Origin of the sequence: Mycobacterium sp. (genome assembly GCF_035570115.1) — a bacterium.
Lineage (GTDB): Bacteria > Actinomycetota > Actinomycetes > Mycobacteriales > Mycobacteriaceae > Mycobacterium.
This window is the reverse complement of record NZ_DATMLH010000076.1, coordinates 1-13,085: the sequence shown is the minus strand read 5'-3', so window position 1 is coordinate 13,085 and position 13,085 is coordinate 1. Positions and strand designations below refer to the sequence as shown.

Genomic DNA, 13,085 nt, shown 5'->3' with positions numbered 1-13,085 from the left:
GTGGCCCGCAACGGCAAAGTCAGCCTCTGCGTACTCGACGAGACCTGGCCGTTCGCCTACCTGCAGGTCTATTGCGACGCCGTGATCGACGACGACGAGGAAACCCTGATCGACGTGATGATGGCGGTGGCTGAACGCATGTCGGGTGAGCCAGTGCCGCCGGAGCTCCGTCCCGCGGTCAAAGCGGTCGCCGAGGAGGAAGGCCGGGTACTGGTGCGCTGTCGACCGTATGCGACGTTCGTGACGCCGCCGCGACACCTGCACAGCAACGAGCAGCAGGAACTGACCCACTGGGTTTCGGCGTCGATGCCCTGGGACGCTCCCGACAGGCCGGCGAACTGATGGCCGACGTCACCGAGAAGTGGCGCTCCGAGCGCGTCACAGCGGCCCTCTACGACGCCGGCGTCCAGCACGCCAGTGTCGCAAAGCTCGGCGCCCGGGCGATGTGGGGTGCCGACCTGGGCCGCATGTTCGCCGACATCGAGCGACTTGCCGACGTTCCGGTCGGCGCCTCGGTACTGGACATCCCGTGCGGGGGTGGCCTGGCCTTCCGCGGTCTGCGTACCGGTCAGGCCGTGCATTACGTCGCGGCTGACATATCTCCGTACATGCTTACGCGGGCGCGCCGGGAGGCCGGCCGACGCGGCGTGCAAGACGCGATCGAGTTCGTCGAAGCGGATGTGACCGCGCTGCAGTTCCCTGACGCCAGCTTTGACCTCTGCGTGACCTACAACGGGCTGCACTGTCTGCCGGACCCGCGGGCGGCGCTCGCGGAGCTCGCTCGGGTGCTCCTACCTGGCGGGACCCTGCGCGGCACGTCATGCGTTAGCGGTCGAGGCCCGCGCAAGGATGCCCTGATCGCGTTGAGCCGTCGCGCTGGGGTGTTCGGAAACACCCCGCGCACAGGCGAAATCGAGAAATGGCTGACGGAGTTCGGCCTCGATGTCGTGACACTTGCGCGCAGCGGAGCGATCGAGTTCTTCGAGGCCCGGTTGCCATTTCGAAAGACGGATTGATGGGCGACCGTGTTGCCGGCGCGCACACCGATCTGCACAGTGATCAGGGCGCTCGCCAAGGAGAGCATCCGGGGCGATCGCGTGACCCCATTGTCAAGGTTCACGATGTTGCCTGGTTGGAGTTCGAGAAGCCGGATCTGGTTCGGGCTGAGGCGTTTGCGCGGGCGTTCGGTTTTAGCACCGTAGTTCGCACGGTCGACGAGCTGTATCTGCGCGGCACCGATACAGGCTCGCCCTGTGTGCTCATCCAGCGAGGTCCCCAATCGAGATTCGTCGCGGCCGCGTACACCGCCCAGGATCAGTCCGACGTGCTGCGGCTGGCCGACGCGACCGGGGCCAAAATCCGCGCGCTGCCCGAGTCACTCGGCGGCGTGGCGGCCGACCTGGTCGATCCCAGCGGTATGACGGTGCGGGTGGTGGCCGGCGTTCACCAGCTGGCGGCCCTGCCGGCGCAGGCCGCGCATCAGTACAACTTTGGGCACGAACTCGCGCGGATCAACACCACCCAACGCCCGCCGCGCGAGCCGACACGGGTGCAGCGACTCGGACATGTGGTGTTGCAGACCACCAAGTACCGGGAGGCGCTCAACTGGTACCTCGATCACCTGGGAATGATCGTCAGCGACTTCCTCTACTACCCCGGGCAGCGCGACCGTGGACCGGTCCTGAGCTTCATCCGCTGCGATCGCGGGCAGACTCCGGCCGATCACCACACCCTGGGGTTGGCGCTGGGCCCGGCCAACCGTTACATCCATTCGGCCTACCAAGTCAGCGACATCGACGCGATGGCCACCGGCGGCCGCTACCTCGCCGAACTCGGCTATCACCGCTCGTGGGGAATCGGCCGGCACATCCTGGGCAGCCAGATCTTCGACTACTGGCGCGATCCCGACGGATTTTTGGTCGAGCACTTCAGCGACGGTGACATGTTCGACGGCAGCCTCGAGCCGGGTTGGGCTCCCTTCACCACCTCCGGGCTCTACCAATGGGGACCCCGGATCACCAAAGACTTCCTCGGCATCGGGCCCGGCCGCGAATCCCTAGACGAGCTTCGCTCGGTGATCAGCGCGCTGCGCGGCGACAACGAATTCAACCTGGCCAGCCTGCGCGGCATGCTCACCGTGGCCAGATCCTGACCCCAACCACCCGACGACACAAGGACCCCGATGACCGTCTCGATCCTGCGCACCGCCGACGCCTGGTTTGTGCAGACCCCAACTGGGGCCGCTCAAGTCACCACCACCGCCACCACCACACGCGAGCTGCTGGCCGACCGAGCCGCCATCGAGGCTGCCGCCCACAGCAGCGACACCGCGCCGGTGGACAGCCTGCATCTGGTGTCCCCGATCACCGCGCCGTGCCGGGTGGTGGCGCAACTGGCCAACTACGCCTCCCATGCCAAAGACGCCGGACGCAACCCGGCAACCGACCCGCTGGCCTTCTTCCGCAAGGCATCTGGCTCCATCAGCGGCCCATCCGACGACATCGTCAAACCCGAGCATGTCCGGCTGCTGGACTACGAGGTCGAGATCGGCCTGGTCATCGGCCGCGATGTGCCGGTCGGCACCACGATCACCGAGGCCAACCTCTCCGACTACATCAGCGGGCTGGTGGTGGCCAATGACGTCTCGGCGCGTGACGTGCAGTTGACCAAAACGCAGTTCTACGAAGCGAAGTCGTATCCGACGTTCACTCCGGTCGGACCCGCGCTGGTACTGCTGGACGCCGACGAGCTCAAGCGCTTCGGTGACTTGCGGCTGCGGCTGTGGGTGAACGGCGAGATTCGCCAGGACATGCTTGTCGACGGCGACATCATCTACCCGCCCGTGCAGGCCCTGCGTGCGCTGTCGCGTTTTCAACGGCTCGATGCCGGCGACCTGGTGTTGACCGGAACCCCGGTCGGCACCGCGATCAGCGCTCCACCCAAGCCAGTCCAAATCATCGGGTCGCTGCTGCCGGACCAGCTCAAGTGGAAGACCTTCTTCTCAAGGCAGGCCAAAAACCCGAAATATCTGCGCCACGGCGACGTCGTCGAGGCCGCGGTGGCGAGCGATGACGGGGCGATCGACCTCGGCGCGCAACGCAACATCGTCAAGTACTCATGAGTGACAGCGTGATCGTGCTCGCCCAGCTGCCGCCGGGCCGGCGGGCAACGATAGTGGGCACCCTGCCAGGGGCGGCATCCGTGGTGGCAAACCGGCTGCGGCAGCTGGGCTTTCGCGCAGCGGCCCAAGTCGATGTGATCCGTCGTGCACCGCTGGGCGACCCGACCATCTACCGGGTTCAGGACACCGAACTGTGCCTGCGCCGCCGCGAGGCGCGGCTGATCGTCGTTGCCCCCGAGGCGGACCGATGACGGCGTGCCATGACGTTGCTGCCGCACCAGTTGTCGTCGCTGGTGTGCGGCGGGTGGCGCTGGTCGGCAGCCCTAATGCCGGTAAGACCAGTGTCTTCAACCACCTGACCGGGTTACGCGCCAAGACCGGTAACTATCCGGGCGTCACCGTTGGGCGCAGCGTCGGCACCACCTGGGTGGACGGCGCAGCGATCGCCGTGGAGGACCTGCCCGGCACCTACAGCCTCGACCCGATCAGCCCCGACGAGCGGGTGGTCACCGACCTGCTGACCGGCAAATACCCCGACATCGACGGGCCCGACGCGATCGTCCTGGTCGCCGATGTCACCACCCTGCGCCGCTCGATCATGTTGGTGGGCCAGGTGCTACGGCTCGACCTACCGTGCTTGCTGGCGCTGACCATGGGCGACGAGTTGACGTCGCGCGGCGGCAAGATTGACGTCGAGGCGTTGTCGACGGCGCTCGGGATCCCGGTGACCGCGGTTGTGGCGCATCACGGTTCGGGCATCGAGGCCCTGCGGGCACAGCTGGCGTCGTTCGAGCGATGGCAACGCCCACCGGTCTTGCTCCCGCCCGACCAGGACTCCATCGACGCTTGGGGGCGCTCGGTGCTCGATGCGGCCGACTACGTTGTGCCGCAACCAGATCGGCGTACCCGCCGGATCGATGCGGTGCTGCTGCACCCGGTGTGGGGCACCGTGGTCTTCGTCGCGGTGATGTTCGGCTTCTTCCAGGTCCTGTTCACCATCGCTGCGCCACTGCAGGATTGGGCCAGCCGGGGTCTGAGCTGGCTGGGCGCACAGGTCGCCCGCGATATCGGCAATCCAGTGATCCGGGGCCTGCTCAGCGAGGGGATTATCGGCGGGGTCGGGACCGTGCTGCAGTTCATCCCGCAGATCGTGTTGCTGTTCCTACTGCTCGCGCTCTTGGAGAACGTCGGGTACATGTCGCGGGCGGCGTTCTTGATGGACCGGGTGATGGCCACGACCGGGCTGGAGGGCCGCGCCTTCGTCGCGATGCTCTCGTCGTTCGCCTGCGCGATCCCGGGCATCATGGCCACCCGCACGCTGCCGTCCTCGCGCGACCGGATCGCGACCATCATCACCGCGCCGTTGACGACGTGTTCGGCCCGGCTGCCGGTGTACACGTTGCTGGTCGGCCTGCTGGTCACCCCGCAAACCCAGTGGTGGGGGCTCAGCGCACAAGGTGTCACGATGTTCCTGCTCTACCTGGGCGGCGGCACGTCGGCTCTGATCGCCGCGTCGGTGGTCAAGTCGACCATCCTGCGCGGCGACCTGGTGCCGTTCACCATGGAGCTGCCGCCCTACCGGCTCCCCTCCCCACAGGTGGTGCTCGCCGCGATGTGGAGTGCGGCGAAAATGTTTTTACGCAAGGCCGGAACCATCATCCTGGGCACCTCTTTGGTGTTGTGGGTGCTGCTCAATCTGCCGACCCGCGAGGCCGAAACCGCGCGGCTGTCGCCGACCGATGCCACCGCCTATGTGATGAACCACAGCTACGCCGCCGACGTCGGCAGGGCTATCGCGCCGGTGTTCACACCGCTGGGCTTCGACTGGCGCACCGATGTCGCCCTGGTTGGCTCGCTGTCGGCGCGCGAAGTGTTCGTCTCCACCCTGGGCCAGGTGTCGGCGGCTACCGACCCCGCCAACCCACATCAGGCGTTGGCCACCATGACCGACGAGCACGGTCAACGGGTATTCACCGCGCCGACCATCATCGCGCTGCTGACGTATTTCATGTTCGCGTTGCAGTGCATGTCGACGATTGCGGTGATGCGCCGCGAGACCAACTCGTGGCGATGGCCGGCGTTCGCGTTCTCCTACATGTTCGTCCTGGCCTGGGTGGCGGCGCTGGTCGCCCGCTCGATTGCGGTAGGGCTGGGCGCATGATTCCAATTCACGCCATCGCCACCGCGGACCCGCAACAACTGCGATGGGTGATCACCGCCGACTCGCTGCCGCCCGCCGGCACCGTCCGCCAAGCTCCAGGGCGCCTCGGCGTCTTGCTGGACGCCGGAGTGATCAGCGAAATGGTGCTCCGCACAGCGGATGTGCTGATCACGCTCAACGCAGACCACCGCTGGCGGGAAGTCGGCGATGACGTCCGCGAGGCACTCCGCGTCGCACTGCTGGACCCGACCGGCTGGCGAATCGACGCCTCGGACAACACCGACCAGCTGGCGGCGATCGCCGCGGAGCTGCTCGCAGGCTCGGTCGGCGCCCTCGCCGAATCGCACGGCGGGTCGATCGAATTGGTTTCGGTGGCCGGCGACACCGTGACCGTGCGGATGTCGGGTGCCTGTCACGGGTGCCCGGCGGCGGAGTCGACACTGCACGACAAACTCCAGCACGAACTGCGCCGGCGGACCGGTCAACAGATCACCGTCTGCAGCCAAAACCGCACAGCCACAGTCCCACTCGGTAAAAAGCTGCTGTCATTGATCGTCCGCTGAGAGCTGAGCGGCCTGTCGCGGACACCACACCGACATCAAGGAGGACTGCATTGTCGAAGCGCTCACCGGAAAGAGCGAGATGACCACCTGCACATCGATGTTCGGTGTCCATCACCGACTCGCCGAGATCGCCTTGCGGCACGTAACCGACTGCGTCGCACCGAAGATCCTGGACTTGGCAGCGGGCAATGGTGGGTTGTCGCGCAGACTGCTGGACAAACACCCCAACGTCGAGGTGACGGTCACCGACCTGGATCCGATAGTCGTTGACAGCCTCACCCTCAGCGACCTGGGCAATCATGCTCGCGCGCTGGTGTGTGATGCCACTGCCATCGATGCGCCCGACGGCTATTTCGACCTCGCGGTCTTCGCGCGGCCTTTCCGCCACGTGCCAGCTGAGACGGCGAACTGGATCCTCGGCGAGGGGACCCGCGCCGCGTCGAAGTTACTGATCATCGACCTGGAGCGGCTACCATCTCCGCCACGAACGCGCCAGCGAGCGGCCGCGTCTCCGTCGAGTTTTTCGAGCGCCAGGGTTGCTCCGGAGCACCACCGGGTCCCGGTTTCGCCGCTCAGGACGGAGGGCCACAGTGAAGTGCTGCCGAATACCGCTGCAAGACACCCATCCGAGGTGGTGCTGCTCCGGCTCCCACCGGCCAGACGTCACCCAACGTCAACCTGAATCGACTCAGATTTCTGGAGATTAAGCGCCACCCTTTATAACCGCACCCGTCGGCAGTGCTTCCGGACGGTGGAACTAGTCGGGTTCGTCGTCGTGCTGTAGGCGCGGGGCGATACCGGAAATTCGGTAAAACATGTCGACGAGCTGATCGATGACCTCGTCAATCGTCAGCGGGAGATGGCCGTCCAGCCATGCCAGGCCGATTTGTTGTGCGGCTCCGATGAATCCGTACGCTTTGAGGCGCATGTCCTGCGGCGGGGGTACATCGTCGGCGGCGGCGAAGGCGAACCAGAGTTCGACTGCGCGCGTAGGGAATCCATCGCGGTATTTCTTGAGCGGACCGGTCTGGGATTCAACCGCGAGCAACCGCACCACCCTGGGATCACTCAGGAGGGCGCGTGTGTAGACCGTGAGCGCGGGGCGGGGGTCACGACCGGCGCCCACCTCGATCGCCGGCGCAACCACTGCCACGAGGTTGCCCGTCACGTGTTCGAACACCGCTTCGGCGAGTGCGTCGATCGATGCGAAATTCTCGTAGAAGTACCGCTTGGTGAGTCCAGCTTCGGCGCAGACGTCAACGATTCCGACGGCCGCGATTCCCCGCGTTCCGAACAGTTGCAGGCCGGCATCGATCAGTCGCTGGCGGCGCTGGTGACGCCGGTCGGCGGCGCTGACGCCACGGTATGGACGCGGCACGGCCGCGACCGATGAGCTCGCCGCATCCTCCATAAGTCCTCACTGTTGACACCCGCCCGTATCAGATATTAGCGTAGGCCATATCTGATACTTCATCGGACCAGTTTTGGATCTTAGGAGCTTAAGGATGACTGAACCTCTCCCCGCCCCGTTGGACCCCGATGGGTTGGTGTGGGAGCACTTCGGTCGCCAGCCGATTTTTCGGCTGTCCAATGGCCTTCGCGAAGCGATGCTGCAGAACATGCATCCCGGGCTAGCCGCCGGCGTCGAGCATCATTCGGTGTTTTTCGAGGATCCACGCGCCCGCGGCGAACGGTCGATCGGACCGATCATGTCCGTCGTCTACGGGGGACCCACATCGCACGAGTGGGGAAAGTTGGTGCGAAGTTTCCACGGCTCGATCAAAGGCGTCGACAAATACGGTCGTCGATACAGCGCGCTCAACCCGGAGACCTTCTTCTGGGCGCACGCAACGTTCGTCGAAGACATCGTGACCGGACACGAGCTCACGGGCTATCCGCTGTCAGCGGCCGACAAAGAAGCCCTCTACTTGGAATCGATTGACTGGTATCGCCTTTATGGCGTCAGCATGAGGCCGGTCCCACCCGACTGGGACGCATTCCAGCAGTACTGGGAGGACATGATCAACAACGTGCTGGAGGACAGCCGCCCAGTTCGGGAGGGCTTTCACATGTACCGGACGATGCCGCCGCCGACCAGCAAGCGCCTGTCTGATCGCGCCAATACGGTTGTTGGACCACTGATTCTGAAACCGTTCGTGCAGACACCGCTGGTGAAATTGATCCTGTGGGTCACCACCGGCGCACTACCGCCAGTGATCCGCCAACGGCTGTGCCTGGACTGGACTCGACTGGACGAATTGCATTATCGCCTGCACCTCAAGGCAGTTCATGCGATGATCAAAGGGATCCCAACACACCTTCAATACTTTCCACTCGCCCGAGACCAGCGCGCGCACTACCACCGCACGGGTACCGTCGCGCCGATCCCTCTGCCAACCCGAAATCCGCATCAATCAAATCGCTCGCCGAGTCCGTCGGCCCGACCGCGCGGGAACGGTTCCGGGGATCTGAGCAAGACAGAAAGGGCCGATCTAATGGCGAAGTCTGTATCTGGAGACCTGGTTTCGGTGCAATGAGTCTCAGTAGGACGCTGCGACAGAAGTTTCCATTCTTGAGGTACTCGTTCGTGCGCGGGGCTTTCGGCGGCCGGAACGTCTTACGGACGGGTCAGATGGGTGACGGCCGGGAGGAGGCGATGGCCGAGTACGTCGCTGCCAACGCACCGGCGGGCGATGTCGACGCGGCGATCGACGCCATCGACAGCTTCGCCTACGACAAGTCGATCCTCATGAACGTCGGCGACGAGAAGGGCCAGCTGCTCGACACCGCCGTCAAGCGCGCGAATCCAACGCTCGCCATGGAACTCGGTGCCTACTGCGGATACAGCGGGCTGCGGATCGCCCGAGCGGCACCGGGTGCCAACGTATTCTCGATCGAAAAGTCCGGTGCCAACGCCTCGGTGGCCCGCCGGGTGTGGGCGCACGCCGGCCTCGCCGATCGCGTCACCTGCATTAACGGCACCGTCGGCGACGGGACGACGCTCGAGGTTCTCGCCAAGGACTACGGATTCACCGAGGGCTGTTTGGATTTCGTATTCCTCGACCACTGGAAGGACGTGTACCTCGACGACCTGCAGCGGCTCGTCGACCGGGGCTGGCTGCATCCGGGAACGATCGTCGTGGCCGACAACGTCGGCATCCCCGGCGCACCCAAGTACCGCACCTACATGAAGGAACAGCAAGGCAAGCGGTGGCAGACCATCGAGCACGAAACCCACGTCGAGTATCAGACGCTACTCAAAGATCTGGTTCTGGAGTCGGAGTTCCTGGGCTGAGCCGCGCCACCATCACATCGCCGCCTGGAAGGCGATTGATCCGATACTGTGTGGCGCTAGCTTATCCACGTGACAAGGCCCCGGACGCAGGCTCGGCGAACGCCGACCACGTCCGTGAGCCGACTCTGTGGTTAGGCTTGTTCCGGCATCACCATACTGGCCTCCCGGCAACTACTTGCCGCGGGCATCGCAGACCTGATGCGCAAGCGGAATGATCGCCCCCGCCCCCGATTCGGTCGTCGGCGGCTGAAACACACTTGGTCCCGTTGTTTCTTGTCCCGTGCGGTATCTGGACCCATGCCGGTAGGGTCGTCAGATGGCTGTCCGGCGCGCCCTTATGGCGGGTATCGCTAAGCAGCTGGGTCACCCAAGTGGTCTGCGGGGGCGGTTAGTCGGTGTGGCGCTCAATCGTGGCAACCGACGCTTCGTGAGCGCCGCCGTGCAGGCGCTGCAACCTGATGCGGCGGCGGTGGTCGCCGATGTCGGGTTCGGCGGCGGTGTCGGGCTGAAGTTCCTACTCGACAGCGTCGGGCAATCGGGCCGGGTGCACGGGGTCGAAGTGTCGGACACGATGCTCAGCCACGCCGCACGTCGATACCGCCGCGACATCGCGGCCGGGCGGCTGGCGTTGCATACCGGGTCATTGACGCAGCTGCCCTTCGCCGATAGCGCATTGAATGGCGTCCTTACCGTCAACACCATCTACTTCATCGCTGAGCTGGATCCTGCGTTCACCGAGCTCGCTCGGGTCGTCGGAAGCGCGGGTCGGATCGTCGTCGGAGTGGCCGACCCGGACGCGATGGCCAGGATGCCGTTCACGGGGCACGGCTTTCACCTCCGCTCGGTACCCGAGGTGATCGACACGCTGCGCGGCGCGGGGCTCGGAGTCGAACACCGTCGAATCAGCCAGGCTCACGATGCGCCCCACCTGCTGATTGCCACACCGACCCCGCCACACCTTTAGCGTGGAAGTGCTTGCGCACCTGGGTGTTTGATTTGCAGCCGGTACACGTTATCGCAGCGTTCTCCAGAATTCGGTGACCGTGCGGGCGATGAGATCGGCGTCGACCAGGAGTGGACCGACGTGCCCAGCGCCGGTAAGAGTTACTACTTGCGCGTTGGGCATCGTGGCGGCGGCAACGTGGGCGTCGGCAGGGCTCCAATGCTGATCGTCGAGATCGCCGGTCAGAAACAACGTGGGCACGCTGACCCCGGGCAGGGTGTCGGTCAGCGGGTGCCAACGATTCATGAACCGGACCGTGCGGCGTATCGAGTCCCGATCAGCCTCCTTGAAGCCGCGGATGAGGTCCGCGGCCCGGTCGGGGTGTGCCTTGATCGCGTCGGAACCGAGTAACGCGTCGAACAATGCCTTGGTAATCAACCGGTTTGGGCCGGCGAGGCGGTAGAGCATGGCGAGCGGATAGGTCTGAGTCCAGCGTTGCCGAGCGCCGACCGGCAGCAGTGGTGCGGCGATCGTCACCAGGCTGTGCAGGCGGTGTGGTTGATCGGCGGCCAGGGTGATGCCGACGTGGCCACCCCACGCGTTGCCCACCCAGTCGACCGGCTCGGTGATGTCGAGATGATCGATGACTTCGCCGGCGGCGCGCGCGCAGTCGTCGAGGGTGAAGTCGCGATGGATGGGATCGCTGCGCCCGTATCCGGGGCCATCGATAATCACCAAGCGTCGGTGCGCACCAAGGGAATCCACCAGCGAACCCCAGCTGCGGGAGTCGACCCACAGACTGTGCCACAGCAGTGCCGGCGGTCCCACGCCGGCCTGCCCGACGTTCAACCGCCCCAGGGACGTAGGCACCAGCGCCGAATCGGAAGAAGTGTGCGCAATCATGACGCCTCCATAAATACTTCGGAAACCGAAACTTCGGTACCCGTAGTATTCTGTGTTTATATGGTCACGTCAAGAGATCTGCCCACCGATCGACTGGCCATCGGTCAGCTGCTCATGCGGCTCCTGCGCGAATTCCGGCGCGAACTGTCCGCCCCCGCCGCCGCGGCGGGGTACGGCGATATTCGCGACCCGCACCTTCAAATCTTCGGGGCGATCGGCATGGGTGGCGTGCGGCTCACCGCTGTCGCCGCCCGCGCTCAATTAAGCCTGGCTGCCACCTCAGAGCTCGTGAACGACCTCCAAGAGCTCGGTTATCTGGAGCGGCAGCCAGACCCCCGCGACGGACGCGCCAAGCTCATCTGCCTGACCGACCGGGGACGTGGAGTCATGGCCCATGCCGGCGACCGTGTGGCCACGATCGAAGCGCAGTGGTCGACCGTAGTCGGCACGCAGTCCTTCGACCAGATGTGCGCCACCATGCAACGTCTGCTCGACTATCTGGACGCCGATGAGGCGCATCGATGATCCACGCTGCCAACACCCACGTCCCGAGTAGCCAAGGCGGCGGCCTGATCTGTTGACGTCGATGAGGTCGTGCCGCCGAAAGGCCTTGCGTGGAAGTGTTTTCTCACCTTCGCGGCGCTCGATTCGCGCCCATCTAGGCGGCCATCGAGCGGAGGTAGAAATGAGGAATATCTGCGCCGCCCCGGCGGGTTGTCTCGCACATGGCCGCCGGAGTAGTTCTGAATCGGCGCGCGGCGGCGATCAACGCCGTCGACGACGTCATCGATCAGGCTCGCAGCGCTTTCGCCGCCGGTGTCCGCCAGGTCTGGCTGGCCCGTAGAAGGCGAGCTGCGGGGCGGCGTTACGGGCAGGGGCCATTCTGCAGCCTGAGGTAGGCCGCAACCTTCTCCAGCAGTCGTTGCAGTTCGGCGCGCTCGGCGGGGTCGAGTCCGGCGACCGTGCGCTCTTCCAACCTCTTTTGGGCGGCTTCGATTTCGGTACGAAGGGGGCGGCTGCTTTCTGTTGCCTCGACGAGCACGGCGCGTCGGTCGGCGGGGTCGGTGGTCCGGCTAACTTTGCCGGCGCGCTGTAGCCGCTGAAGCATCTTGGTCACGGTGGACGGATCGAGACCCAGGGCGTTGATCAGGTCGGCCTGACGCACGACCCCCGCTGCCCACAGATGCATCATCAGCACCTCCTGCCCCGGGTACAGGCCGGTGTTTTTGAGGAGTTCGCCAGCCGCGGTGCGGTGAAGCCGAACCACCTGGGCAAGGGCCCGGCTCACTGGGCCACCCGGCCCGACGTCGAGCGGATCGCGGCTGGGTTGCTGGAGTGTCATGCCGTCAGCCTAACTGGTTGGCCGGCCAAATAACGTGCTACGCTCGCGGTGGAGAATTACTTGGTCGACCAATCATTGGGGAGATCCGCCATGAAGCTGGGACTGGGCCTGCCACACCACGGCTTCGAGGCCACTCCGCACAAAATCGTGGAGTTCGCGCAACGCGCCGAGGCACTGGGTTTCGACTCGCTCTGGGTGTTCGAACGGTTGCTACGAGCGGTGGAGCCGGCGGAGGGGTGGCGAACTCCGGAGTGCTACGCCAACGTCTTCGCGCCGGTGGAGACATTGACCTACGTTGCCGCCCATACCAGCACGATCCGCTTGGGGACCAGCGTCCTCGCCGCGCTCTTCCACGTGCCGGTGCTGCTCGCCCGCCGCCTCGCGACGCTGGACCACTTGAGTGCCGGACGCCTCGTCGTGGGTCTGGGACAGGGCTGGTCGGCCGACGAGTTCGCTACCGCCAATGTGCCGATGCGGCGCCGCGGTAGCGGTTTCGAGGAGTTCATCGAGGCGTTGCGTGCCACCTGGCGCCCCGACCCTGTCAGCTATCAGGGCCGCTTTTATCGGATCGCCCCGTCGCAAGTCAGCCCCAAACCGCTGCAGCCCGGTGGCCCGCCCATTCTCATCGCAGCAGCGCCGGGAGTCGACGCCGCTGTGCAGCGCGCCGGAAGGCTAGGGCTCGGACTGAACCCGGGGATCTCCGAGTGGAAATCCTTTGAGCACCAACTCGCGACTTTCCGCGCCGCCGTACCCGCCG

General features: G+C 65.3%; 15 protein-coding genes and 1 pseudogene. 13 read left to right on the top strand and 3 right to left on the bottom strand.

The features are described 5' to 3' along the window. The 8 genes and pseudogenes from VNW74_RS05590 to VNW74_RS05555 form a co-directional block, all read left to right on the top strand. Positions 1–342, top strand: a pseudogene (locus tag VNW74_RS05590) (pyridoxamine 5'-phosphate oxidase); the annotation flags it as partial. Further along, a complete protein-coding gene (locus tag VNW74_RS05585; RefSeq protein WP_325675608.1) occupies positions 342–1,016 on the top strand; it encodes a class I SAM-dependent methyltransferase in 675 nt (224 codons plus the stop codon). The pseudogene VNW74_RS05590 and the gene VNW74_RS05585, both read left to right, overlap by 1 nt. Next, entirely contained in the window at positions 1,016–2,152 is a 1,137-nt protein-coding gene (locus VNW74_RS05580; protein WP_325675607.1) for a VOC family protein, read from the top strand. The genes VNW74_RS05585 and VNW74_RS05580 overlap by 1 nt, the downstream gene beginning before the upstream one ends. Positions 2,153–2,182: 30 nt before the next feature. Further along, entirely contained in the window at positions 2,183–3,121 is a 939-nt protein-coding gene (locus tag VNW74_RS05575) for a fumarylacetoacetate hydrolase family protein (protein WP_325675606.1), read from the top strand. Beyond that, on the top strand, positions 3,118–3,372 hold the full coding sequence (locus VNW74_RS05570) for a FeoA family protein (protein WP_325675605.1): 255 nt from the start codon (positions 3,118–3,120) through the stop codon (positions 3,370–3,372). The genes VNW74_RS05575 and VNW74_RS05570 overlap by 4 nt, the downstream gene beginning before the upstream one ends. After that, positions 3,369–5,282 (top strand): ferrous iron transporter B, encoded by a 1,914-nt coding sequence (gene feoB, locus VNW74_RS05565; RefSeq protein ID WP_325675604.1) that lies wholly within the window; start codon positions 3,369–3,371, stop codon positions 5,280–5,282. The genes VNW74_RS05570 and feoB overlap by 4 nt, the downstream gene beginning before the upstream one ends. Continuing rightward, positions 5,279–5,845 (top strand): NifU family protein, encoded by a 567-nt coding sequence (locus tag VNW74_RS05560; RefSeq protein WP_325675603.1) that lies wholly within the window; start codon positions 5,279–5,281, stop codon positions 5,843–5,845. Before feoB ends, VNW74_RS05560 begins: the two co-directional genes overlap by 4 nt. A 79-nt stretch (positions 5,846–5,924) precedes the next feature. Then, positions 5,925–6,527: a class I SAM-dependent methyltransferase gene (locus tag VNW74_RS05555; RefSeq protein WP_325675602.1), complete on the top strand. Its 603-nt coding sequence runs from the start codon at positions 5,925–5,927 to the stop codon at positions 6,525–6,527. Positions 6,528–6,602: 75 nt separating this feature from the next. Here VNW74_RS05555 and VNW74_RS05550 read toward each other — a convergent pair whose 3' ends face one another. After that, positions 6,603–7,256 (bottom strand): TetR/AcrR family transcriptional regulator, encoded by a 654-nt coding sequence (locus VNW74_RS05550; protein ID WP_325675601.1) that lies wholly within the window; start codon positions 7,254–7,256, stop codon positions 6,603–6,605. 94 nt (positions 7,257–7,350) lie between these two features. Here VNW74_RS05550 and VNW74_RS05545 point away from each other — a divergent pair, with 94 nt between their 5' ends. The 3 genes from VNW74_RS05545 (at position 7,351) to VNW74_RS05535 (ending at position 10,104) form a co-directional block, all read left to right on the top strand. Beyond that, positions 7,351–8,382, top strand: coding sequence for an oxygenase MpaB family protein (locus VNW74_RS05545; protein WP_325675600.1), 1,032 nt, complete (start codon positions 7,351–7,353; stop codon positions 8,380–8,382). Beyond that, positions 8,379–9,140, top strand: coding sequence for an O-methyltransferase (locus VNW74_RS05540; RefSeq protein ID WP_325675599.1), 762 nt, complete (start codon positions 8,379–8,381; stop codon positions 9,138–9,140). Before VNW74_RS05545 ends, VNW74_RS05540 begins: the two co-directional genes overlap by 4 nt. Before the next feature lie 316 nt (positions 9,141–9,456). Beyond that, on the top strand, positions 9,457–10,104 hold the full coding sequence (locus VNW74_RS05535) for a class I SAM-dependent methyltransferase (protein WP_325675598.1): 648 nt from the start codon (positions 9,457–9,459) through the stop codon (positions 10,102–10,104). A 48-nt stretch (positions 10,105–10,152) separates the two neighbouring features. On the opposite strand, the gene VNW74_RS05530 is transcribed toward VNW74_RS05535, so the two are convergent. Continuing rightward, positions 10,153–10,986 carry an alpha/beta hydrolase gene (locus tag VNW74_RS05530; protein ID WP_325675597.1) on the bottom strand — a complete coding sequence of 278 codons (834 nt, stop codon included), beginning with the start codon at positions 10,984–10,986 and terminating at the stop codon, positions 10,153–10,155. A 60-nt stretch (positions 10,987–11,046) separates the two neighbouring features. Between VNW74_RS05530 and VNW74_RS05525 the strand changes: the two genes are divergently transcribed. Then, positions 11,047–11,511 (top strand): MarR family winged helix-turn-helix transcriptional regulator, encoded by a 465-nt coding sequence (locus VNW74_RS05525; RefSeq protein ID WP_325675596.1) that lies wholly within the window; start codon positions 11,047–11,049, stop codon positions 11,509–11,511. A 340-nt stretch (positions 11,512–11,851) separates the two neighbouring features. Here VNW74_RS05525 and VNW74_RS05520 read toward each other — a convergent pair whose 3' ends face one another. Then, a complete protein-coding gene (locus tag VNW74_RS05520) occupies positions 11,852–12,328 on the bottom strand; it encodes a MarR family winged helix-turn-helix transcriptional regulator (protein WP_325675595.1) in 477 nt (158 codons plus the stop codon). Positions 12,329–12,418: 90 nt separating this feature from the next. Here VNW74_RS05520 and VNW74_RS05515 point away from each other — a divergent pair. Further along, positions 12,419–13,085: TIGR03619 family F420-dependent LLM class oxidoreductase (locus VNW74_RS05515; RefSeq protein WP_325675594.1), on the top strand; the 667-nt coding region annotated here is incomplete at its 3' end.